Origin of the sequence: Denitromonas halophila, assembly GCF_007625155.1 — a bacterium.
GTDB classification, from domain to species: Bacteria; Pseudomonadota; Gammaproteobacteria; order Burkholderiales; family Rhodocyclaceae; genus Nitrogeniibacter; species Nitrogeniibacter halophilus.
The window spans coordinates 187334-209664 of the sequence record NZ_VMNK01000007.1 but is presented as its reverse complement, the minus strand read 5'-3'; the positions used below and the strand labels follow the sequence as shown (position 1 = coordinate 209664).

General features: G+C 64.3%; 24 protein-coding genes. 15 read left to right on the top strand and 9 right to left on the bottom strand.

The window, feature by feature from the left end; all coding sequences use genetic code 11:
• Positions 1 to 224 precede the first annotated feature (224 nt).
• From flgK to FHP91_RS10465, 6 genes are all read left to right on the top strand, one after another.
• Positions 225 to 2162, top strand: a complete 1938-nt coding sequence (gene flgK, locus FHP91_RS10490) for a flagellar hook-associated protein FlgK (RefSeq protein ID WP_144309543.1) — start codon at positions 225 to 227, stop codon at positions 2160 to 2162.
• Positions 2163 to 2187: 25 nt separating this feature from the next.
• Complete coding sequence (flgL, locus tag FHP91_RS10485) at positions 2188 to 3351, top strand: flagellar hook-associated protein FlgL (protein WP_144309542.1); 1164 nt, start codon at positions 2188 to 2190, stop codon at positions 3349 to 3351.
• A gap of 1 nt (position 3352) precedes the next feature.
• Complete coding sequence (locus FHP91_RS10480) at positions 3353 to 3823, top strand: hypothetical protein (RefSeq protein ID WP_144309541.1); 471 nt, start codon at positions 3353 to 3355, stop codon at positions 3821 to 3823.
• Positions 3824 to 3946: 123 nt separating this feature from the next.
• On the top strand, positions 3947 to 4348 hold the full coding sequence (locus FHP91_RS10475) for a hypothetical protein (protein ID WP_144309540.1): 402 nt from the start codon (positions 3947 to 3949) through the stop codon (positions 4346 to 4348).
• Positions 4349 to 4381: 33 nt separating this feature from the next.
• Complete coding sequence (locus tag FHP91_RS10470; RefSeq protein WP_246116276.1) at positions 4382 to 4597, top strand: RNA-binding S4 domain-containing protein; 216 nt, start codon at positions 4382 to 4384, stop codon at positions 4595 to 4597.
• Between the two features lie 9 nt (positions 4598 to 4606).
• A complete protein-coding gene (locus FHP91_RS10465; protein WP_144309539.1) occupies positions 4607 to 5062 on the top strand; it encodes a YaiI/YqxD family protein in 456 nt (151 codons plus the stop codon).
• Positions 5063 to 5064: 2 nt separating this feature from the next.
• On the opposite strand, the gene FHP91_RS10460 is transcribed toward FHP91_RS10465, so the two are convergent.
• Positions 5065 to 7674 carry a TRAP transporter permease gene (locus FHP91_RS10460; protein WP_186301509.1) on the bottom strand — a complete coding sequence of 870 codons (2610 nt, stop codon included), beginning with the start codon at positions 7672 to 7674 and terminating at the stop codon, positions 5065 to 5067.
• Positions 7675 to 7974: 300 nt separating this feature from the next.
• Here FHP91_RS10460 and FHP91_RS10455 point away from each other — a divergent pair, with 300 nt between their 5' ends.
• Genes FHP91_RS10455 through FHP91_RS10445 form a run of 3 tightly spaced genes read left to right on the top strand, consistent with a single transcriptional unit; the run spans position 7975 to position 9903 of the window.
• Entirely contained in the window at positions 7975 to 8469 is a 495-nt protein-coding gene (locus FHP91_RS10455; RefSeq protein WP_186301508.1) for a DUF302 domain-containing protein, read from the top strand.
• A complete protein-coding gene (locus tag FHP91_RS10450; protein WP_144309537.1) occupies positions 8453 to 9628 on the top strand; it encodes a YeeE/YedE family protein in 1176 nt (391 codons plus the stop codon). Before FHP91_RS10455 ends, FHP91_RS10450 begins: the two co-directional genes overlap by 17 nt.
• Positions 9625 to 9903 (top strand): putative signal transducing protein, encoded by a 279-nt coding sequence (locus FHP91_RS10445; protein WP_144309536.1) that lies wholly within the window; start codon positions 9625 to 9627, stop codon positions 9901 to 9903. Before FHP91_RS10450 ends, FHP91_RS10445 begins: the two co-directional genes overlap by 4 nt.
• A gap of 3 nt (positions 9904 to 9906) precedes the next feature.
• Here FHP91_RS10445 and FHP91_RS10440 read toward each other — a convergent pair whose 3' ends face one another.
• Positions 9907 to 11103, bottom strand: a complete 1197-nt coding sequence (locus tag FHP91_RS10440) for a YbfB/YjiJ family MFS transporter (RefSeq protein ID WP_144309535.1) — start codon at positions 11101 to 11103, stop codon at positions 9907 to 9909.
• A gap of 103 nt (positions 11104 to 11206) precedes the next feature.
• Between FHP91_RS10440 and FHP91_RS10435 the strand changes: the two genes are divergently transcribed.
• Positions 11207 to 12058: a LysR family transcriptional regulator gene (locus FHP91_RS10435; protein ID WP_144309534.1), complete on the top strand. Its 852-nt coding sequence runs from the start codon at positions 11207 to 11209 to the stop codon at positions 12056 to 12058.
• Positions 12059 to 12064: 6 nt separating this feature from the next.
• On the opposite strand, the gene fliR is transcribed toward FHP91_RS10435, so the two are convergent.
• The 5 genes from fliR to FHP91_RS10410 form a co-directional block, all read right to left on the bottom strand.
• The gene (gene fliR, locus FHP91_RS10430) at positions 12065 to 12856 is read right to left on the bottom strand and encodes a flagellar biosynthetic protein FliR (RefSeq protein ID WP_144309533.1); all 792 of its coding nucleotides are present in this window, start codon (positions 12854 to 12856) and stop codon (positions 12065 to 12067) included.
• A gap of 14 nt (positions 12857 to 12870) precedes the next feature.
• On the bottom strand, positions 12871 to 13140 hold the full coding sequence (fliQ, locus tag FHP91_RS10425; RefSeq protein WP_144178923.1) for a flagellar biosynthesis protein FliQ: 270 nt from the start codon (positions 13138 to 13140) through the stop codon (positions 12871 to 12873).
• A gap of 34 nt (positions 13141 to 13174) precedes the next feature.
• Positions 13175 to 13930: a flagellar type III secretion system pore protein FliP gene (fliP, locus tag FHP91_RS10420; RefSeq protein ID WP_144309532.1), complete on the bottom strand. Its 756-nt coding sequence runs from the start codon at positions 13928 to 13930 to the stop codon at positions 13175 to 13177.
• Positions 13927 to 14361: a flagellar biosynthetic protein FliO gene (gene fliO / locus FHP91_RS10415; RefSeq protein ID WP_246116275.1), complete on the bottom strand. Its 435-nt coding sequence runs from the start codon at positions 14359 to 14361 to the stop codon at positions 13927 to 13929. The genes fliP and fliO overlap by 4 nt, the downstream gene beginning before the upstream one ends.
• 115 nt (positions 14362 to 14476) lie before the next feature.
• The gene (locus FHP91_RS10410) at positions 14477 to 15031 is read right to left on the bottom strand and encodes a DUF1415 domain-containing protein (RefSeq protein ID WP_246116274.1); all 555 of its coding nucleotides are present in this window, start codon (positions 15029 to 15031) and stop codon (positions 14477 to 14479) included.
• Between the two features lie 314 nt (positions 15032 to 15345).
• On the opposite strand from FHP91_RS10410, the gene FHP91_RS10405 reads away from it, so the two are divergent.
• On the top strand, positions 15346 to 15885 hold the full coding sequence (locus tag FHP91_RS10405; RefSeq protein WP_144309530.1) for a phasin family protein: 540 nt from the start codon (positions 15346 to 15348) through the stop codon (positions 15883 to 15885).
• Between the two features lie 169 nt (positions 15886 to 16054).
• Positions 16055 to 16561 carry a hypothetical protein gene (locus FHP91_RS10400; protein WP_144309529.1) on the top strand — a complete coding sequence of 169 codons (507 nt, stop codon included), beginning with the start codon at positions 16055 to 16057 and terminating at the stop codon, positions 16559 to 16561.
• Between the two features lie 62 nt (positions 16562 to 16623).
• Here FHP91_RS10400 and FHP91_RS10395 read toward each other — a convergent pair whose 3' ends face one another.
• Complete coding sequence (locus FHP91_RS10395) at positions 16624 to 17961, bottom strand: mechanosensitive ion channel family protein (RefSeq protein ID WP_222105165.1); 1338 nt, start codon at positions 17959 to 17961, stop codon at positions 16624 to 16626.
• A 193-nt stretch (positions 17962 to 18154) separates the two neighbouring features.
• On the opposite strand from FHP91_RS10395, the gene FHP91_RS10390 reads away from it, so the two are divergent.
• The 3 genes from FHP91_RS10390 (at position 18155) to FHP91_RS10380 (ending at position 20389) form a co-directional block, all read left to right on the top strand.
• A complete protein-coding gene (locus FHP91_RS10390) occupies positions 18155 to 18850 on the top strand; it encodes a hypothetical protein (protein ID WP_144309528.1) in 696 nt (231 codons plus the stop codon).
• An 18-nt stretch (positions 18851 to 18868) separates the two neighbouring features.
• Complete coding sequence (locus FHP91_RS10385) at positions 18869 to 19843, top strand: DUF6976 family protein (protein ID WP_144309527.1); 975 nt, start codon at positions 18869 to 18871, stop codon at positions 19841 to 19843.
• 117 nt (positions 19844 to 19960) lie between these two features.
• Entirely contained in the window at positions 19961 to 20389 is a 429-nt protein-coding gene (locus FHP91_RS10380; protein ID WP_144309526.1) for a GFA family protein, read from the top strand.
• Positions 20390 to 20437: 48 nt separating this feature from the next.
• Here the strand turns inward: FHP91_RS10380 and FHP91_RS10375 are convergent, their stop codons facing one another.
• Entirely contained in the window at positions 20438 to 22267 is a 1830-nt protein-coding gene (locus tag FHP91_RS10375) for a gamma-glutamyltransferase family protein (RefSeq protein WP_144309525.1), read from the bottom strand.
• Positions 22268 to 22331 lie beyond the last annotated feature (64 nt).

Genomic DNA, 22331 nt, shown 5'->3' with positions numbered 1-22331 from the left:
ATCCGGGAGCATCGTCACGAACCCGTGCATCGCTCGTATCGCCGACCCGAGGCCGGCACACGAGGGCGGTGTACTGCATAGCAAGGACAATCCCGGATTTCGCTTTGCTGCATCCGGGCTACGTATTCTTTTGTTGCTACTCCCGTCCGCTCATCGATTCACCGCAAGCTGGCATAAGTTTTGCGTTGTTCTGGTCGTAGAAGTCTTAGCGACGAGGAACTCCCATGGCAGGCATGCTCAATATTGGCATCACAGGTCTGAACGCCGCCCAGGCGTGGTTGAACACGACCAGCCATAACATCTCCAACGCATCGACGCCCGGCTTCAGCCGGCAGACGGTCGGTCAGAGCACGCTTACGCCGTTGTTTACCGGCGGCGGTTTTATTGGTCAGGGAACTCAGGTCGATTCGATCAAGCGGGTCTATAGTCAGTTTCTGGAAAACCAGGTGCTTACTGCCGATACTCGCCGTGCTTCGCTGGCCGCGTACGAAAGCCAGATTACCCAGATCGACAATCTGCTCGCTGACCCGACGGCGGGCTTGTCGCCCGCGATTCAGAGCTTCTTCAAGGGCGTGCAGGAAGTGGCGGCCAACCCGTCCAGCGTGCCGGCGCGGCAGGCGATGATTGCCTCCGGCGAATCGCTGGCGTCGCGCTTCCAGTATCTCGATGGCCGCTTGCGCGACATCAGTGAAAGTGTCGAAGGCGAAATTGCCAGCACTGTCACCCAGATCAACGCGCACGCCAAGCAGTTGTCGGAGATCAATCAGCGCATTCTGGTCGCCGAATCGGCGGGCTCCGGCACGCCGGCCAATGACCTGCACGACCTGCGCGCCACGGTGTTGAGTGATCTCAACAAGCTCATTCAGGTCAGCACGGTGACCGAAAGCAATGGTTCGCTCAGCGTGTTCATCGGTAGTGGGCAGCCCTTGGTGATAGGCGGACAGGTCACGACGCTCAGCACCACTCCCAGTGTCGACAATCCCGAAAAGCTCGCTGTCGGTTTGCAGTTGATCGGCGGCGGGTCGGTGCAGATGCCCGAGACACTGCTCACCGGCGGCTCGCTCGGTGGCCTGCTGGAGTTTCGTCGTGATTCGCTTGAGAACGCCAAGAGTCAGCTCGGTCTGATTGCCGTTGGCTTGAGCGAGACATTCAATGCCCAGCATCGGCTTGGGCAGGATCTGGATGGCGCGCTCGGGCTCGATTTCTTCAAGCCGCTGAGCCCGAGCATCCGCCCGATCAACAGTGCAACAACCGCTCCGACGGTCGCTTTTGGCAATGTGGCGAACCTCACCGGCGACAACTACCGCCTCACCTACACCAACACGACGGGCGCCTATACGCTGGTCAACGAGCGCACCGGTGCCAGTGTCGCTTCCGCCGCCAGTGTGGGCCTGACGATCACCCCGCCGGCCACGACCGTCAGCGGCGAGCAGTTTGTCATTGAGCCCACCCGTGAGGCGGGGGCCAACATTCGTGTTGGTCTGGGTGATACGCGCCTGGTGGCTGCGGCCGGCCCGGTGCGCGCGCAGGTCGCGGGCAACAACACTGGCACAGGCGCCGTGAGTGGTGTGACCGTGACCAGCACCGCCGGCTTTGCGACTGGCTCACCGCATATCGGCACACACACTCTGCAGTTCAATGGCCTGACCAACCAATACGATGTGCGCGATGCCGGCAATACGCTGATCGGCAGCATTGCCTATGATCCCGCCACCGACTCGTCCGGCGTGACACGAACCCTGCCTGGTGCGCTCGGCGGTATCGATATCAAGCTCGCCGGGGTTCCGGTCACGGGGGATCGCATCACGCTCGAAAGCAATACCGGCGGTGTGGCCGACAATACCAACGCGGTGGCGCTGAGTGCGCTGCAATCGGCCAAGACCTTGTTGGCCGCAGGCGGCACGGCCACGTCGAGTTATCAATCCACATATTCGAATCTGGTCAGCAATGTGGGTAACAAGACCAGCGAGGTCAAGGTCAGTCGTGCCGCGCAAGACACGCTGGTCGGTCAGGCCACGGCCAGCCGCGAAGCCCTGTCCGGCGTGAATCTCGACGAAGAGGCCGCGAACCTCATCCGTTACCAGCAGGCCTATCAGGCCTCGGCGCGGGTGATGTCGATCGCCTCCAGTCTGTTCGACGAAATTCTCTCCATCGCGCGCTAAGGCAGCGAAAAGAAGGAGCCCGATCATGCGAATCAGTACCAGCATGCTTTACCAGACCGGCGTCAACACCATCCAGCAGCAGACCGCGCAAATGCTGCAGACCCAGCAGCAAGTGGCGACCGGTCGGCGCATCATCGCCCCCTCGGACGACCCGATTGCCTCGGCGCGTGCGCTGGAGATCGCTCAGGCAAAGGGCATCAATTCCCAGCAACTGATCAACCAGGGCTACGCCAAGGATTCGCTCGGGCTGCTCGAAAACAAGTTGTCGGCGGTCGAAGAGTTGGTCATTCACACCCGCACTCGCGCGGTCGAAGCCGGCAACGGCACCTACGCGCCGAGTGAGCTCAAGGCACTCGCTACCGATGTGCGCGCCGCATTCGACTCCATGCTGGCCCTGGCCAACAGCCAGAACGGGCAGGGTGAATATCTGTTTTCCGGTTACCAGGCCGATGTCAAACCTTATACCGGCACGATCGACGGTGTCACCTACCAGGGCGATCAGGGGCAGCGTACCTTGCAGGTGTCGCCCTCGCGCCTCATGGCGGTCAACAATGCCGGCAGCGATGTGTTCAATTCCGTCAAGCAAGACGCCGGCAAGTTCTTTGCCGTGCCGGTCGCGCCCAACGGCGGCACCGGCCATATCGCCCAGACCCAGCTTACCGGCGCCTATACCGGCACCCGTTACGACATCCAGTGGGATGGCACCAACTACAACGTCACCGACGCCGATACCGGCGCCGCCGTGGTCAGCCAGAGCGGCCCCACGCTTAGCTTTGGCGCGGTACAGCTGGAAATGGGCGGTACGCCCAATGTGGGTGACAGCTTTGAAGTCGGCCCGCGCGCCAACGTCTTCAATATGTATACCAACATGGTTCGTGCGCTCGAAAACCCGTCGGGCACCGTCGGCATTCAGGGTGCGGTCGCGCAGACGATTGAGGGCATGGACCGCAGCCTCGACCAGGTGCTCACCGTGCGCGCCTCGGTCGGCTCGCGCATGGTTGAGCTCACCACGCTCGAATCTGTCGGGACTGACCTCGACATTCAATACGCCCAGACGCTCTCGCGCCTGCAGGATGTCGACTACGCCGAGGCGGTGAGCAATCTCACCCTGCAGCAGACCTACCTGCAAGCCTCACAGCAGTCTTTCCTGCGCATCAACCAGCTCAGCCTCTTCAATTACCTCAGCTAACATGCGTGCCGCCCGCCCACTCCTCGCCATCACCGTGTTTGTCGTTGCGGGTTGCAGTAGCATCCCCAACCCCAGCCTCGGCGAAGGCCCCAGCACCCAATGGCTGCTCGCGCCGGCTGCCGCCATCACCGTGATCGAGAGCGGCTACACCACCAACCCGCAGCTCGCCACCATGGTCGCCGCCTGGGCGCTGCTCGACCCGCTCGCGCCCAACTGGCAGATCCAGGCCACCCGCATCGACGAGCGTAATGTGCGCTTCCGCCTACAGCACAAGCTCCTGCACACCGGTGGCGAAGGCGAAGCCCGGCAGGTGCTCCGACGCAACGCGGAGCGCATTACGCAGGAAGAAGGCTTCAGCGAATATGAGATTGTTCGTCTTGAAGAAGGCGTTGATTCCACGCGCCCCTTCGCGCGCCGCACGATGGTGGCGGATGTGCGCATGCTCAGGGGCCGGTCGCTGCCGGGACTGTAAGCGCGACACCCAACCGTCTCCACGCCTCAGCCGTCCATGTGGTTCAAGGCGTATCGATAGTGCTTTACTCCGTCGGCGCGAGCGTCGAACATAGCCAGCTTTTGCGGGTAAGGCGCTGCAGCGATGAAAATTCCCCTGATCCTGATGATGTGGCTGACGTTCCTTTGTGCGCCGGTGCAGGCAGCAGATATGGATGCGTTTTTCGCCGACGCGAAGAACGAGAAAGGGTTTGCGGCCTCGACAGCGGCAGGGCAGGTTGTCGCGGGACGTCAGCGCGTCATGGCGGCGTGCGCCGAGGCGAAAGCAAAGAATCCGGCGGCGGATTGCGCGTGTGTCGAGCGCGAGTTGGGTCAGGTGTCCGATCGCACGTTCTATTATGAAAGCGTGCTGGCGTATCAAGAGTACCGAGCGAAGGTCGAGGCGCTTCAGGCGGATGACAAGGCGCGGTATGCGCAACTCAAGCAGCAGCACGCGCAGCGGATGAGTTTGTCGCGCCGTCTCGAGACGGCGTGTGGAAAGTTTTGATCGGCCCGGTGGGCGGCGTTTGATAGGGCGGCGATGATGCGCGATGTGGTGATTACGGTGGAGCCGGTTGAGCTCTACAAAATCCTGAAATTTGAAGGCCTGGTGGGCAGCGGCGGCGAGGCGAAGACGGCCGTGGCCGAGGGGCGGGTGCGGGTCAATGGCGAGGTCGAAACCCGCAAGCGCCGACAGATCGTGGCCGGCGATGTGCTGGGCTTTGCCGGCGAGACGATTCGCATTGTGCGGGCTTGAGGCGTGGCGATGCAGATATGGGTCGATGCCGATGCCTGTCCGGTGGTGATTAAGGAGATCCTGTTTCGCGCCGCGGACCGCGCCAAGGTGATGACCACGCTGGTGGCCAACCAGATGGTGCGGGTGCCGCCCTCGCGCTTTATCAAGATGGTGCAGGTGTCGTCGGGCTTTGATGTGGCCGACAACGAGATCGTGAAGCGTCTTGAGCCGGGCGATCTGGTGATTACCGCCGATATTCCGCTGGCGGCGGACGTGATCGAGAAGGGCGGCCATGCGCTGAACCCGCGCGGCGAGTTTTACTCGGCCGAGAATATCCGCTCGCTGCTGAACATGCGCGACTTCATGGATACGCTACGCTCCAGCGGTGTCGATACCGGCGGGCCGCCGGCTTTCAGTCAGGGCGATCGCAAGGCTTTTGCCAGCCATCTGGATCGCTTTCTGGCGCGTTATGCGCCGCGTAGCTGAGCTCAGGCGGCGGGCGCCTCGGCCGCGTGTTCGGCCAGTGCGGCGCGACGCCGTTGTTGCTGGCGCACCACCCAGCCGATGAGCGCCAGCGCAGGCAGGAACATCCACTCCTGTGCCGGGCGGTCGCTCGGCACTTCGACCGCATTGATCCGGAAGCCGCTTTGAATGCCGAGTTTGGCGGCCTGGCTGCCAAATTCGACGCGCGTGATGGTGAAGCCGGTGTCGCTGATCACTGTGCCCACGCCGCTGTCGGCGAGACGGCGGGTGGCGCTGGCGGCCGGTTGGCCCAGCGGTAGCAGCACGCCGCGCTCAACCTCGTCGCCTTCAATGGTGGTACCGCTCAGGAACACCCGCATCCGCGCGTTGGGCGGCGCATTGATGATGGCCGCTTCGGCTTCGGCGCCGATGAGCTGGTCGTAGGGCGCGATGAGCGGGTTCATGAACATGCCCGGGTTGAACAGCATGAACACCGCCAGCAGCATCACCAGCCGTTCGCGCCCGCTACTCTTGATCAGCAGCCAGCCCTGATTCACCGAAATGAAGGCGAAGCCCGCCAGCGTAGCACTGCCGAGGGTGAGCAGCGTATACCCCACGCCGTCGACGCCGATCAGCAGCAGCTTGGGGTTGAGCACGAACATGAAGGGGATCAGCACCATGCGCATGGAGTAGCGGAAGGCTTGCATGCCGGTCTTGATCGGGTCGGTGAGGGCGATGCTCGCCGCCGCGTAAGAGGCCAGCCCCACCGGCGGGGTGATGTCGGCCATCAAACCAAAATAGAACACGAACAGGTGGGCGGCGATGAGCGGCACCAGCAAGCCGTTCTGCGCGCCCAGCGCGACGATCACCGGCGCCATCAAGGACGACACCACGATGTAGTTGGCGGTGGTCGGCAAACCCATGCCGAGCACCAGGCAGATGAGTGCGACCAGCACCAGCATGAGGATGATGTTGCCGCCCGATAGCGCGGTGACCAGATCGGTCATCACCAGGCCGATGCCGGTGAGCGTAACGGTGCCGACGATGATGCCGGCGGTGGCCGTGGCGATGGCCACGGTGACCATGTTGCGCGCCCCGGCAGCCATGCCGTCGACCAGATCCTGTGCGCCGCGCCAGGCCGAGGCACGGACGCTGCCATCGCCCCGAAACCACGTCAGCAGGGGGCGCTGGGTGAGCACGATGAAGGCCAGGAACAGCACGGCCCAGAAGGCCGCCCGGGTGGGCGAGAGTTGTTCGATGACGAGGTTCCACACCAGTGCGCCCACCGGCAGCAGAAAGTGCAGCCCCGAGCGCAGCGTCGGGCCGAAGGCGGGCAGGGCGGTGATCGGCGCGTCGGCCGAGTCGTCGGTGCGGATGTGCGGTGCGCTGATGCGCAGCAGCACCACATAGGCGATCAGCATGAGCGCGGCGACGACAGCAAACGAGATCTGCGGCACCACCGCGTGCACCGCCGCACCGGCGACGGTGACGAAGGCCAGCGTGCCGGCCAGGCCGATCACGCCGAGCGAGATGTTGGCCAGGGTGCGTTGCCAGCGTGGCGAGTGGCGCCGCGGCAGGCCGCGCATGTTGGCTTTTACCGCCTCGAGATGCACGATGTACATCAGTCCCAGGTAGGACACCAAGGCCGAAATGAGCGCGTGCTTGAGCACCTGCACATAGGGCACGCCGACATACTCGACCATCAGGAAGGCCGCCGCGCCCATCACCGGCGGCATCACTTGGCCGTTGACCGAGGCTGCCACTTCGATGGCTGCGGCCTTCTCGGCCGAATAGCCGACACGCTTGATGAGCGGAATCGTGAGTGGCCCGGTGGTCACCACATTGGTGATCGACGAGCCGGAGATCAACCCCGTGGCCGCCGACGCGACCACCGCTGCCTTGGCCGGTCCGCCGCGCAAATGGCCGAGCATGGCCACCGCGCTGCGGATGAAGTAGCTGCCGGCGCCCGCCGTTTCGAGTAGCGCGCCAAACAGCACAAACAAGAAGATGAAGCCGGCCGACACTCCGAGCGCGACGCCGAACACACCCTCGGTGCCCAGCCACAGATGGCCCATGGTGTGGCTGAAGGAGGCGCCTTTGTGGGCGATCAGATCGGGCATCTGCTCGCCAAAGAAGATGTAAATGAGCAGCGTCAGCGCCAGCCCGACCATGGGCAGGCCGAGCACGCGGCGGGTCGCCTCTAGCAGCAACGTGAGGCCGATGGCGGCGGTCCCCACTTCGATTGCCGAGGGATTGCCGACGTGCTCGCTGACCGACTCATAAAACAGCGCCAGATAGCCCGCGCTGAGCGCCGCCAGTGTGGCAAGCACGATGTCGGCCCGCGGAATGTCCGGACGGCGCTCGCGCCGGAGCACCGGGTAGGCGAGTAGCGCCAGAAAGACCGCAAAGGCCAAGTGCAGCGAGCGGATGCGCGCTTCGTTGAATACTCCTGCACCCAGCCATTCGGGCAGCGGTGAGGCCACCCAGAGCTGAAACACCGACCACGCCAGGCCGGTGGACGCGAGCACATGCGCCATGCGCCCCGCCGGCACGCGCAACCCCATGGCGACGTTGGCCGCGCGGAGGCGTGGCGTGGTCGTGCCCGCCTCGGGGGTGTGCTCGTTTGCACCGTTCATTTGCGTGCTTGTCTCCCTCGGTGGGGCGGTCTGCGCCGCTTCCCGGGTGTTGCCTGTCGGCAACATCCTTGTGTCGGACCAGTATCTTTGGCTGATCAGGGGTGGGTCAAGGGGGATATGTCAGAGCCTGTGGCGTCGACGTCCGTCGGGCGGCCGGCCCGCCGGCGTGGCAAGGTGTTGCTCGCCGTGAGCGCAGGTCATGTCGAGGCGCAACACGATGGGCCAAGTGCGTGTAAGCCTGCTGCGTCGGCGCCGGTCTACCGGCAGAGGTGCAAGCCGCACCGAAGAGGAGGCAGGTTCATGGCAGAGTCGATTCGTTGTAGATCTCGGGGGGCAGCATCGCGTGCGAGCGTGATTCTGGCCTTCTGCCTGAGCGTGCTGGCGGCCGGCGCGTCGGCTGCGCCGCCGGCGGTGATGACGACAGCCAGCGGGCATGGCTTCGATACGCTGGTGTCGCGCCTGGAGGCGTCGATCGGTCAGCACAAGATGGGGTTGGTCGCGCAGGCCAGCGCCAGCCGGGGCGCTGCATCGCGCCGGGTGGTCATTCCGGGCAACGCGGTGTTGATGGTGTTTCGCAATGACTACGCGGTGCGCATGCTCGCCGCCAGCGTGGCCGCGGGCATCGAGGCGCCGCTGCGGCTGTATGTGACCGAGCTGCCGGACGGCACAACGCAGGTGCACTACGTGGCGCCGAGCGTGGTGTTCGCGCCCTACGGTAGCGACGCGCTCGATGCCATGGCGCGGGAGCTGGATCCGGTATTCGCACAGATTGTGGCCGATGCCGTTGCGCCCTGACCGCTCTCTGACTGTGCAGTGGCTGGTGGCGGCGCTGGCCTTGCTCGGTGTGCTTGGCCTGATGCCGTTTCTGGCTGGCCGAATGATCGCGCTGCTGGTGATTGGCGTTTTGCTCGGCGTGACGCTGTTTCATGCCACCTTCGGTTTTGCTTCGGCTTATCGGGTGGCGATATTGCGGCGTGAGTCCGCCGGGGTGCGTGCGCAGTTGTGGATGGTCGCCTTGGCGACGGTGTTGTTTGCGCCCGCGCTGGCGACGGGTTCGATGTTCGGTCAGGCGGTCGGCGGGGCGGTGGCGCCGGTGGGCTGGCAGGTGGCGATCGGCGCCTTCGTGTTCGGCGTCGGGATGCAACTGGGTGGCGGCTGCGGCTCGGGCACGCTGTACACCGCCGGCGGTGGCAACCCGCGCATGGGGGTGACCTTGCTGGCGTTTATCGCGGGCTCGTTCTGGGCCAGCCTGCACATGGGCTGGTGGCAGACGCTGCCGGGCATTCCGGGCGTGTCGCTGGGGCACACGCTGGGCTGGCCGCAGGCGGTGGCCTTGCAATTGGCGATGCTGGGTGTGGCGGGGTGGTGGCTCAAGCGCCGCGATGGGGTGTCTGCGCCGCAGGCACGTCGGCACCGGGTCTGGCAAGGGCCGTGGCCCTTGATGGCCGGCGCGGTGGCGCTGGCCGTGCTCAATCTTGCCACGCTGGCGTTGGCCGGGCATCCGTGGAGCATCACCTGGGCGTTTACGCTGTGGGGTGCAAAGGCCGCGAGCTGGGTCGGCTGGGACGCGGCGACGGCGCCCTTCTGGCAGGGCGGGTTTCAGCAGGCCGCGTTGGCGGGCAGCGTGCTGACCGACACCACCTCGGTCATGGACATCGGCTTGCTGCTCGGCGCCATGCTGGCCGCGGCGCTGGCCGGGCGTTATGCCGCCAACCGCCGGTTCTCCGGACGGGCGGTGATGGCCGCCGCCGTCGGTGGATTACTGATGGGCTACGGCGCGCGCATCGCCTTTGGCTGCAACATTGGGGCGTTTGTGTCGGGCGTGGCCTCAACCAGTGTGCATGGCTGGTTGTGGATTGCCTGCGCCATCCCGGGTACGGTGTTGGGTATCTGGCTGCGACCAAAGTTTGGTTTGGTGAATGAACGCCCGCAGGCCACAGGAGGAGACCGATGAGCGAGGATGAAGGCGACTGGTTGTTGGTGGCGCGATGTCTCGACCCGACCGAGGCGTATCTGTTGCGCGCCTGTCTGGAGGCGGCGGGGCTGGATGCGATGGTGGCCGACGCCAACCTGGTTCAGACCCATTCGCTGATTGCGGTGGCCGTGGGCGGCGCGCGGGTGATGGTGCCCGAGGCCCAGCTCGAGCGCGCCAAAGCGGTGCTCGCGGCCTATCATCGGGGCGAGTTCGCGCTCGACGACAACGTTGATGTGGGGGAGCCGCGCGACTGAGGTTCAGACAGCGTGCGCGGCGGCGCTGGCCGCGTCGCGCCGCTCGACCGCCTTGAGCATGATCAGCAAGATCGTGCCGACCACCATCACGCCGGCCGCCAGGTACAGTCCGCCGGCGTAACTGCCCAGGCGAGTGGCGATAAAGCCGGTGATGGCCGGTGCGATGATCTGTGCCACGCCGTAAGAGAGCGTCATCTTGCCCATCATCTTGGCCGGGCGGGTGGGGTAGTAGCGACCGGCCATGGTCAGCACCAGGCTCACCATGCCGATGAAGGTGCCGCCGAACAGGATGGCGCCGGCCATGGCGGGCACCAGGCCGTCGGCCACCACCGGCAGCACGATGCCGACGATTTGCAAGGCCGAGGCGAGAATCAGCGCGTTGAGGTCGCCGGTACGCCGGGCGATCAGATCCCACACCATGCACGACGGGGCGCCGGCCACGCCGATGGTCAGGAACACCAGCCAGCCGCGTCCCGCCAGCCCCGGCAGCTGATCAATGATGGCGACGATGAAGGTCGCGCTGACCACATAGCCCACACCGGCGCAAAAATACGCCGCCATGAACAGACGCATGAAGGCCGGACTCGGCGGGGCGTCGACCAGCTTCTGGCCGGTTTTGGTGACTGCGCTGCTGTCGGGCGGCGGCAGCCAGCGCAGTGCGGGCACCAGCAGTACGCAGCCGATGGCGGTCAGGGCGAACCACTGTTCGCGCCAGTCGAAAAACGGGCTCATCAGCGCGACGGCGGCTGAACAGCCCGCAATGCCCAGGCCGATGCCGGCAAAGTGGATGCCCAGTTCGCTTCGGTGGTTGTGGCGAATCAGCCAGTTGAGGATCAGCCCGGTGCCCAGTAGCATGCCGGCCGCGCTCGACAGCCCAGCGATGAAACGCGAGACGGCCCAGACGGTGACATCGGTGGTCAGCCCCATCATCACGGTACTGAGAATCGCCACCACCAAGCCAATGCGATAGAGCCGGTCCTTGAGTACCAGATCGCTGATCAGTGAGGCAATCAGCGCACCCGACAGGTATCCGGCGTAGTTGACCGCCGCCAGCCAGCCCGCTTCGGCCACGCCCAGCCCGGCCTGCGCCTGCATGATCGGCAACAGCGGCGTATAGGCAAAGCGCGCAACCCCCAAGGCCAGCAAGAGGCTGAAGATGCCGGCACTCAGGACTTTGAATCGTTCGCGTTGATCGCTCATTGGGGCAGATTTTTTTCTGTTTGGTGGACGCACGATAAACGGGCTAATGTATCAATACAAATGATTTGTGAAGAACGGTTCGTTCTCTATTGGAGGTATCAGGATGGAGCTGGTGGCGTTGCGGACCTTTCAGACGGTGGTTGAGGAAGGCGGCGTGCTGGCCGCCTCGCGCAAGCTCAACACGGTGCAATCCAATGTGACAGGCCGAATCCGCCGGCTCGAAGAGGAGCTGGGGGTCGAATTGTTCTTCCGTAAAGGTCGCGGTCTGGAACTGGCGCCTTCGGGCCGCGTGCTGCTGGCCTATGCCCGGCGCCTGCTGCAACTCGAGCGGCAGACGGCGGCGGCCGTCCGCCAGATTGGCGAGAGCAGCGGTGAGTTGCGGGTGGGCACCATGGAGACCTTTGCCGCCCTGCACCTGCCCGGCGCGCTGAAGGCGGTGCGCAGCAAGCACCCCTTGCTGGAGCTTCGGGTCAAGACCAATACCAGCGCGGCATTGGCCGAGGCGGTGCTCGATCACAAGCTCGATTGCGCGTTTGTGGCCGGCCCGGTGACCCACCCCGCGCTGACGTTTCAGGAACTGGTGGTCGAGGAGCTGGTGCAGGTGTCGGCGCCCGGCATCAGCCCGGTCACGCACCCGCTGATCTTTTTCCGCGAGGGCTGTGCCTACCGCACCCGCGCGCTGACCTGGCAGCGCACGATGGGTCATGCGGTGTCCGACGCGATGGAGTTCGGCACGCTGGAGGGCATTCTCGGTTGTGTGTCGGTCGGTCTGGGCTGGACGCTGATGCCGCGCGCGGTGGTCGAGCAATCTGGTCATGCCGACGCGCTGGTGCTCGAAGCGCTGCCCGACGAGGTGGGGCAGGTGCCCACCGGCATGATCACCCTGCGCGATGCACCGCCGATGGCGGCCTTTAAGACGCTCGCCGAGGCGGTCATGGCCGGCGCGGCGCGTTGATTGGCCCTAGGGCGTGCTGCTCAGGGCTTGCACCACCACAGCGATGGCCTCAAAACCTTGCTCATAAAAGTGCGTCATCACCGGGGCGAAGGCGTCCAGCGACAGCATCAGCACCACGAAGCCGGCCGACATGGTGATGGGGAAGCCGACCGCGAAGAGGTTGATTTGCGGTGCGGCGCGCGTCAGCACACCCATGGCGATGTTGGTGATCAGCAAGGCGGCCACCAGTGGCAGCGCCAACAACAGGCCGGAGGCAAACAGCATGGCGCCGGTGCTTGCGGCTTCGCGCCAGCCGATGGCGGCGAAGGGCTCGGGACGGATCGGCAGCCAGTCGAAGCTGCGCACCACCACTTCGATCATCAGCAAATGGCCGTTGAGGGCGAGAAACAGCAAGGAGGCGAGCAAGCCCATGAACTCGGCCAGCACGCCGGTCTGGCCGCCCGACTGCGGGTCGAAGAAGGTGGCGAAGGACAGGCCCATCTGCAGGCCAATGAGCTCGCCCGCCACATCGACCGCGGCGAACACCAGGCGCATCACGAAGCCGATGACCACACCGATCAGTATCTGCTGCACAAACACGGCCAGCCCCAGCCCTGAACCCGGGTCGAGCGCAGGTAGTGGCGGCAGAGCCGGGAGTATGGCCATTGCCGCGATGACGCCGACCGCCAGGCGGATACGCACCGGCACTGCGCCGTTGCTGAACAGCGGGGCGGCCGAAATCATGCCGAGCACACGCGCTAGCGGGAGCATGAGCCCGACGAGCCAGGCGTTGAGTTGGGCGCTGCTGACCTCGATCATTCGTGCGCGCGACCCTAGCCGATGAGGGCAGGGATGGACTCGAACATGCGGGTCATGAAGTCGGTCAGCAGGGTGATCATCCACGGGCCGGCGACAATCAGCGTGACAAAGATGGCGATCACCTTGGGTACAAAGGAGAGCGTCATTTCGTTGATCTGCGTGGCGGCCTGGAAAATGCTGATCAGCAAGCCGGTGACCAGCGCGGCGATGAACAGCGGCGCGGCGACGAGCAGGGTGACTTCGACCGCCTGACGGCCGATGTCGATAACGGTTGCCGGCGTCATGGGCGCGCTCCTGGGAGTTGGGGGGTGGGGGCGTTCACAGCACGAAGCTCTGCACGAGGGAGCCGATCAGCAGCGTCCAGCCATCGACCAGCACGAACAGCATGATCTTGAACGGCAGCGAGACGATCACTGGCGACATCATCATCATGCCCATCGACATCAGCACCGAGGCGACCACCATGTCGATGATCAGAAAGGGGATGAAGACGATGAAGCCGATCTGAAACGCGGTTTTCAACTCCGAGGTGACAAAGGCGGGCACCAGCACTTTCATTGGCAGGTCAGCCGCCGAATCGACCTTGGGTGTGTCGGCCATCTGCGAGAACAGATTCAGGTCGGGTTCGCGCACCTGACGCAGCATGAATTCCTTGACCGGTTCAGCCGCGCGGTTGGCCGCCTCGTCCATTTCGATGGTGCCGGCGGTGAGCGGCAGGTAAGACTCGGTGTACACCTTGTCGATTACCGGCGACATGATGAAAAAGCTGAGGAACAGCGCCAGCCCGACCAGGATCTGATTGGGCGGCGAGGTCTGCGTGCCCAGCGCATGACGCAGCAGCGAGAAGACGATGATGATCCGCGTGAAGCTGGTCATCATCAGCACCACCGCCGGCAGGAAGGTCAGCGAGGTGAGCAGCACCAGCGTCTGCACGCTGAGGCTGTAGGTGGTGCCACCGTTGGCGGAGGGTACGCCGGTGATGGCGGGCACGGCCTGGGCGAGGGCGAGTTCGGGGAGGGCGGCGAGCGCCAGGGTGAGCAGGGCGAGGCCGGCGCGAGCGAGGTGGTGCATCATTTGCGCGCCTCGATCAACGACTTGAGGCGGGCGGCGAATCCGTTGGCGTCTTGCAAGTCGTCGGTGTTGGCGGCAGGAATGGCGAGTGCGTCCGGGTCGACGGTGTGCAGCATGTTGACCCGGCCGGGGGCGACCCCGAGTACCAGCACGGTGTTGCCGACTTCGACCAGCACCACGCGTTCGCGCGGGCCCACCGGTGCAGCACCGAGCACCTTCAAACCACGGGCGCTACCGCGCGGCGCGCCCAGGCGCTTGAGCAGCCACAGGCACACCAGCAACACCGCGACGACGACCACCAGGCCGAAGGCCATCTGCCCCAGGCTGCCGGCCAGCGAACCACTGGTGGCGCCGGCCACGCTCGGCGCCGGCGTGTCGGCCGCTTGGGCGACCAGGGGCAAGCACATCGGGATCCACAGCACACTTCGCAACATCGAGCGCCTCAGGGCGGTTCAAGAACACGCTGGCAGAGTAGCCCGGCTCGAGGCAAGACCAGGGCGGGATAAGGCGGCAAAAATTGCCGCTATTCCGACCCGAGGATGCGGCGGCTTATTTTGGCGTGGCGTCGAAGCAGGCCTTCAACAGTGCCTGCATTTTGTCTGCGCCGAGTTCTTCGACCAGTGCGATGTTGCGCTCGGGGATCTGGTCGGGGTCCGGATAATTCTCGACCGCGCGTGCCAGGCTGTCCTCGCGGATCAGGTGTAGCAGCGGGTAGGGCGAACGGTTGGTGGTGTTCTCGACATCGTCGGGCTCGGTGCCGCCGAACTGATAGTCGGGGTGGAAGCTGGCGATCTGGAAGGTGCCGCGGTAGCCCAGCTGTTTAAGTATCCGCGGCGTGTGGTTGATGAACTGGTTGTACTCAAAGAAGTCTTGCAGCACATGCGGGTGGATCAGCAGCGTGGTTTCGATGGCGTCATTTTCGGCCATCAGATTCAGCTCGGCCTCCAGGTCCATCTGCAACTGCTCGTCGGTGGTGGCCTCCGACACAAAGAAGCGCACCCGGTTCTTCACCAGCTCGCGCTTGGCAAAGGGGCACAGGTTGAGGCCGATGACGAGGGTTTCGAGCCAGCGCCGCACGGGCGCGATGTAGTGTTCGTGATCCAAGAGAATGTCCAGTGGTGTTGGTGGCGTCGAGGTGCACAGCATGCATGAGACGTGTCTTGCGGGGCCCGGCGTTTGTGGGGTTAAGGGGGCAAAGCGTGTGCCTGACGCCGCAGATTGGCTTGCAGCTTAGCGAAAACCACGGCCGCGCGCAGGGGGCAGGGGGCGGGTGCTTGTTGGTTAATGCTGCAATGCAACAAATGTGTTGACATGTTGTTTAATCAGCCTATACTTCGATGCATGTTGCACCGCAGCACAAGTTTCAAAACGCTTTTGCGGGCCACCGATTTTTAAACGATCTCACAAGGAAATTCACCATGAACAAGTTCACCACCCCCGAGCAGTTCGCCGACGCTGGTAAGGCCGGTCTGGAAGCCCTGCTGTCGCAAGCCACCACCGCTTTTGCTCGTGCTGAGCGCCTGGCTGCCCTGAACCTGAACACCAGCCGCGCCATGCTCGAAGACGGCGCCCTGAACACCAAGGCCATCATGGCCATCAAGGACCCGCAAGAGCTGGTCAAGCTGCAGACGACCCTGGCCAAGCCGATGGTCGACAAGGCCGTTGCCTACGCTCGTAGCGTGTATGAAATCGCAACCGAAGGCCAGAACGAAATGGCCCAGGCTTTCGAAACTCAGATCGCTGAAATGAACAAGACCTTCAGCGCCGCGCTGGCTCAAGCCGAGAAGTCCGCCCCGGCCGGTTCCGAGGCGCTGTTTGCTGCTGCCAAGCAGTCGATGGCCGCTGCTTCCAGCGCCTACGATTCGATGAACAAGGTTGCCAAGCAAGCTGCTCAGATGACCGAAGCCAACGTGGCTGCTGCCACCAAGGCCGCGACCAAGGCTGTTAGCGGTAAGTAATGACGGCGCTCGGTTCGGCTTCGGCTGAACCGACCCGGCGCTTCGGCGCAGATGCCGTCCGGTGAAAACCGGGCGGCATTTTTACGTCTACGATCCGGTGTCTTCGTTGGCATGTCTTTGTAATATGTCGGCGCTAGGCTGGCGGCACTATTCAATTTCAGGAGCCGTCATGATTGCCCAACATCTGATCCGCCAGCATCACGCCGAATCGCTCGATCACTTCCATGCCGCCGGCCAGCTTGCGGTCGACACGCTGTCGCGGCTGACCGATGTGTCGCTGCGCCATCTGCGCGGCAGCGTCGGCACCCACGGTCAGCGGGCGCAGGCCCTGAGCGCACGCGAGCAGCCGACGCCGATGGATGTGGAGGCCGCGGTGTCGGTGCTGAGCGAGTCGATGCATGTGCTGACCGAGAGCTACGGTCGCTGGATTGCGCTGGCGGAGGCTCAGCGCCAGCTCATGCACCGCACCACGCATGCCACGCTGGAAGACCTGCAGCGCTGGAGCCCGGCCGGCACCGAGTTTGCCGTCGACACCGCTGAAGTACTTGCCGATGCGCTGGAGTCGGCTGCCGAGATCGCCGCCGACACCAGCGTTGCGATGGCCAATGCCGTCGACGCGAAGCCGGCCCCGGCGCCGCGCCGCAGCCGCCGTGCGGCGACGCCCGACACCGAATGATGGGCCGGGTCTGAGAAAACACGGGGCGCCGCGCGGTGCCCCTTTTTTTGCTGTGCCGGCTTTCAGTCGGGAGCCGCTGCGTCGCACAACGGGCGCATCGGTGGCATCGATTTGAGGTGCAGGTCGCGCTGCGGATACGGAATGGTGATGCCGGCCGTTTTGAACAAACGCCAGATCGCCAGGTTCACATCGGTGCGCACATTGCCGATGCCGTTCTCCGGGTCGCTGATCCAGATGCGCAGTTCGAGTTGAATGCCGCTGTCGGCAAATTCCAGCATGCGTGCCGTCGGCACCGGCTCGGCCAGGATGCGGGGCGAGGCTTTGGCCGCTTCCATCAGCAGGGCCATGGCCTGCTCGGGGTCGTCGTCGTAGCTGATCTGCACCGGAATGCGTACCCGCGTGTTCGGGTCCGAGTAACTCCAGTTCACCACCTCGGAGGTGATCAGGTTTTCGTTCGGGATCAGGCGCTCGACGCCATCGCGATCGCGTACCACCACGTAGCGGGCACGCAGCTCCTGCACCCAGCCGAACTTGGCATCGTTGCCGCCCACCGAGATCACGTCGCCGGGCTTGATGGAGCGGTCGAGCACCAGGATGAAGCCGCTGATGAAGTTGCTGGTGATGCGTTGCAGACCAAAACCGATGCCGACACCCAACGCGCCGCCAAAGACGGTGAGCGTGGTCAGGTCAATGCCGACCGCGTCGATGGCCAGAAAAATGGCCAGCGCGATCAGAAAGAATTTGCTGAACTTGCCGAAGGCCACCTGCAGCGACGGGTTCATGTGCGCAGAGGCGCGCATGCGCCGTTCAAGCACGCCCGAGATCCAGAACGCCAGCGTGAGCAGCAGCGCGATCAGCGCGACAAGCTTGATGGTCGACAGTACCGACACGCGAGAGCTGCCGATGTTGATCGCCAGATCATCCAGCGCCTGCTGCACTGCCGGCAACCAGCCCACCAGATGCAAAGCCACCATCGTCCAGATGCCGAAACCGATGATGTTTTCCCAGGCCTTGAGCGCCGGCGTCGCCCGAAAGCCCTTGCGCAAGGCATACACCAGCAGCCGGATGGTGGCCAACGACAGCAACAAAGGCACGGCGGCATCAAGCAAGCGGGTCGGCGCGTCCAGGGACAGAAACACGCCGCGCCCGATCAGCACCACGACCAGCGTCATCACCGGCCACATCAGACGCTGCACCCCGCGCAGCGCCAGGCGGCGCAGGTCGTCGGGTGGGTAGCGATCGCAGAGCGTGCGCAATGGCCCCTTGAATACCCGGTGCAGCAGCCATGCGCCGACACCGGCGGCAAGAAGAAAGCCGAGTTCGTACAACATGGCCGGCTGGATCAGCGCGTCGACCCATTCCGGTACACGGGCCAGCAACGCCTGAATGTCTGATTCCATTGCGACTCTCATCACCTCGGAAAACCTCCAGTCTATCGCGGCGGCACGCTGGCTCGGTGTTCCAAATCGAAGCACCTGCATCGTGATGATCCATTGGCGCGGCCCGATTTGCAGTATTTCGGGCGTTCAGGTGGTTGCACGCTAATTGCATTCGTCATGGTTCGGACGGCAGCCGCCGCGATGGAGGCAGGATATGAAATATGAAGATCTGCTATGCCAGGCACTCGAAATCGAGCCCCCCTGGCAGATCGTTCGCATGCGCAACGATCTTGGCCGGCGTCAGCTCGACGTCTGGGTAGCCCGGGAGATGCCGCGTCGGGGGTGGATTTTCGGCCCGCGCCACGCGCTGCCGGAGGTGCCGGAGCGAGTGTGGCGGCACATCAATGTCGGCCAGTCGCGTTGCGTAGTGCACGCAGCCACCACGGACGACATGGCACAGATGGCGTTGCCCTGGATTGGCGCCGACGAGCAGGTGTTTACCCGTGCGCTGAGCCGTCAGATCGCGACCTATTTCATGGAAGGGATCAAGTTTCAATCGATCTGCAAACTGCTCGACATCCCGGCAGGTGACCTGTGGAAATTCAAGCACAGTCTCGATAACGGAAAGATCAGTTTGTCCGGCAAGGACACGCTCATGGCGGACAGCGGGCAGGCGAAGTTTGATATTCCCGAGGTCGACCATCCGGTGTGGGGCGCCTTGCTGACGGGTGGGCTGGATATCGAGATCCGTGTGCTCAGTCTCAAGCTGCTGCTGACCAAGTTGCGTGGGCAGATGCAGCTGATCAGCGACCCGGAGGTGCGTCAGATGAAGGCGCATGAGTTGCATCACTACTTTGTCCGCCATGCGATTCAGCTTTCGCATGAGCTGGCACAAATCCGCCAAGACTGACCGCCCCGGAGAGCGCACATGATGCCAAAAGAAGGATTGATGCCCGTGGCCGCTGTGGCCGAGTTGATTCGAGAAGGTCACTATCTGAGCCTTGCCGGTGATGAAGCGGCACTCAGGCAACTGCCTCTGGGCAACTGGATCGGTGGCACGATCCCCTATTTCATGGCGGCGAGCGGCGGCACGGTGAGCCGGGACCAGGTGTTTGTTCAAGCAGTGACCGGGTTCGCGGCCCCCCCGCGTTTGCGTCTGTACGACCCGGGCACGTTGCCGCAACTGTGCCGGAATGCGCCCGACCATGGCTTCAGTTTGCTGATCGTGCCTGCCTTCAGCGCGTGTCATGGCGACTTTGCGCGCAACGCACCGAACTATGAAGACATGTACCTCAAGCCGCTGGCCGGCTGGGTGGCCGGAACGCATCTGGACGATGCCAGCCACGCGACGCCGCAGGTGGTGCTTGGGCCCAGCGGTGAGTTCTCGGCCGAGCACGCTGTGGTCATGGATGTCGAGTTGCCCCCCGAGCGTTTTGCCCAGATCGACATCATCAACCCGTTCAAACCCGGCGACGGCGATGCCATCAGCTTTGCGGAGACCGGCTTTTCGGTGGATACCTGCTACGTCAATGGTGAGGCGATGCCTCTGGCCGACTACCTCAGCAATCTGGGGGTCGATACTCGGCTGCCACTGGTGGCCGATTACTGCGGCGCATCGGTCAATGTCAGCTTCAAGCACATTGACACGGCAGCACGACGAGTCGAGTTTTACGCGCCGGTATTTCCAGGGCTGACCTATCGGCTCGCCACCCCCTCTGGCGAAGTTGCCCCGCCGTCGGTCGGCGGCGATGCGCCTGCCACCTTTGCGTGCAACTGTATTCTCAACTTTCTCTATGAGGGTCTGGAGGGCCAGCGCGCGGGGGCATTGACCGGCCCGGCCACCTTCGGCGAGATTGGCTACCAGTTGCTCAATCAGACGCAGGTGGTGCTCACCGTTCGCTGATCCCGGCTGCCTCCTGTCGTCCGGTGGCGCGATCGACAAAATGACGTTGTCAATCCGGCGCCGGTTTTGTAGGCTGCGTCGGTAATCGTCTTTTTCGCGGCGACGGAGGAACGTGTGATGTCAGAGCCAAATCCAGCCCAGGGGCGTTGTCTGTGTGGCGCCGTGACGCTGAGCGTGGCCCGCCCGGCCAGCAGCGTGGGCGCCTGCCACTGCAGCATGTGTCGCAAGTGGGGCGGCGGGCCCTTGCTGGCGGTGGAGTGCGGTACCGAGGTAAGGATTGCCGGCGAGCAAAACGTGTCGGTGTTCGACTCCTCGCCCTGGGCGCAGCGCGGCTTTTGCAAGCACTGTGGCACGCATCTGTTCTACCGGCTGAAAGAGGCGCAGCAGTATCACTTGCCGGTCGGACTGTTCGACGAGGCGCCCGAGTTCAGCTTCGATCAGCAGATCTTCATCGACGAGAAGCCGGCCTACTATCGTTTTGCGAACGACACCAGAAACATGACCGGCGCCGAGGTGTTTGCGCTGTACGCACCACCGCCGGACTGAGCGCCACCGTGGCGAGTCATGCTCGCCACGGACGATTTTCAACGCCGGTCATTCGCCCATCACCACGCCTTCGCGCCGCGGATCGGCGCCGCCGAGCAGGCGCTGCTTGCTGCCGTCGCCTTCCACCCGAATGGCCTGCAGGCCGCTCGTCATGTCCATCTCCTTGACCTGATGGCCTCGGGCCTTGAGCCCGTCGATGGTCCTTGCGTCAAAGCGCCCGGCTTCGAGTAGCACCGGCACCTTGCCGCCCACCGAGGCAAAGTTGGGCAGATCGATGGCCTGCTGCGGCGTGAGCCCCCGGTTGAGCGTGCCGTAGAGGGTTTTTGCGGTGTAGTGGATGATCAGTGCGCCGCCCGGGCTGCCGCCGCTCATCACGAGTTTTCCGGTGGTCTTGTCGAATACCAACGTCGGCGCCATCGACGAGCGCGGGCGTTTGCCGGGCTCGACCCGGTTGGCGATCGGGCTGCCGCCGGCGGCTCGGGGCGCGAAGCTGAAGTCCGTCAGTTCGTTGTTGAGCAGAAAGCCTTTGACCATCTGCCGCGCGCCAAATGCGTCTTCAATGGTGGTGGTCATGGCCACCGCGTGCCCGTTGGCGTCGACGATGCTGATGTGGCTGGTGCCGTATTCGGGTTGATCCGGCATGGGCGCATAGCTGGTTTTCATGGGGCCGGGCGTGCCGGCCGGGGCGTCCGGCATCGCCATCTGGCCGATCAGGCGACTGCGTTCCGCGAGGTAGGCCGGGTCGAGCAGCGAGGCCCAACTGCCGCCCGGTGCGGCCACGAAGTCGGGGTCGGCGAGGTATTGCGCGCGGTCCGCAAAGGTCAGCCGCGAGGCCTCGACATAGCGATGCAGCCACTCGGCCGACGCCATGTCTGCGGGGGGTTCGGTGGCGCCGGTTTCGAGCGAAGTCGTGCGGGTCTCCGTGTGGCCAAGAATGCCCAGAATCTGCCCAACGGCGATGGCGCCCGAGCTCGGCGGCGGGAAGCCGCAGATACGGTAGTCGGTGCCGAGGCCGCGGTGGTCGTGGCACATCGGGTCGCGACGTTTGGCCTTGTAGTTGGCCAGGTCGGACAGGGTGAGCAGCCCCGGATTGGTCGGGTGCGCGCCGACCTTGTCGACGATGGCGCGCGCGACCTCGCCTTCGAGCAGGCCGGTCGCACCGCGTTGCGCGATGGTTCGCAGCACGGCGGCGAGTTCGGGGTTTTTCAGCACATGGCCCACTGGCCACGGCCTGCCTTCAGCATCAAAAAAGTAGGCCCGCGCGGCGGGGTCCCTGGCGATGAATTTGTCCTTGCCGAGCATGGTGTTCAAACGCGGACTCACCTTGAAGCCTTGTTCCGCGAGCTGGATGGCCGGCGCGAACAGCGTGGCCCAGGGCAGCTTGCCGTGCTCGGCGTGCGCCATCTCGAGCATGGCCACCGTGCCCGGGGTGCCGACCGAACGGCCGCCCACCTTGGCCTCGTCGAAGGCCATCGGCTTGCCGTCCTTGCCCAGAAAAAGTGCCTCGGTGGCGGCGGCGGGGGCGGTCTCCCGGCCGTCGTAGGCGGCCACATCCTGGCCATTGAAATACATCAGGAAGGCCCCGCCGCCGATGCCGCTCGATTGCGGTTCGACCAGCGCCAGTACCATCTGGACGGCAATGGCCGCGTCAATGGCCGAGCCGCCCGCCTTGAGAATCTGAAAGCCGGCGTCGGTGGCCAGCGGGTTGGCGGCCGCGACGGCAAAGTGCTGATGCGTCCAGCCCGGCTTGGCGGTGTAGCCGGAGGCGGCTTCGGGTTGGTCGGGGCGGGTGTAGGTGAAGCTGGGCGCGCTGGCGCAGCCGGCCAGCAGGGCGGCGCCGAGCAGGGCGCCGAGCCTGGGGATCAAAACCGTTCGCATGTCGATCTCTCCGCGGATATGAATGCTCACTATAGATGACAAGCGTCTGGGCGGCAGCGGGTGG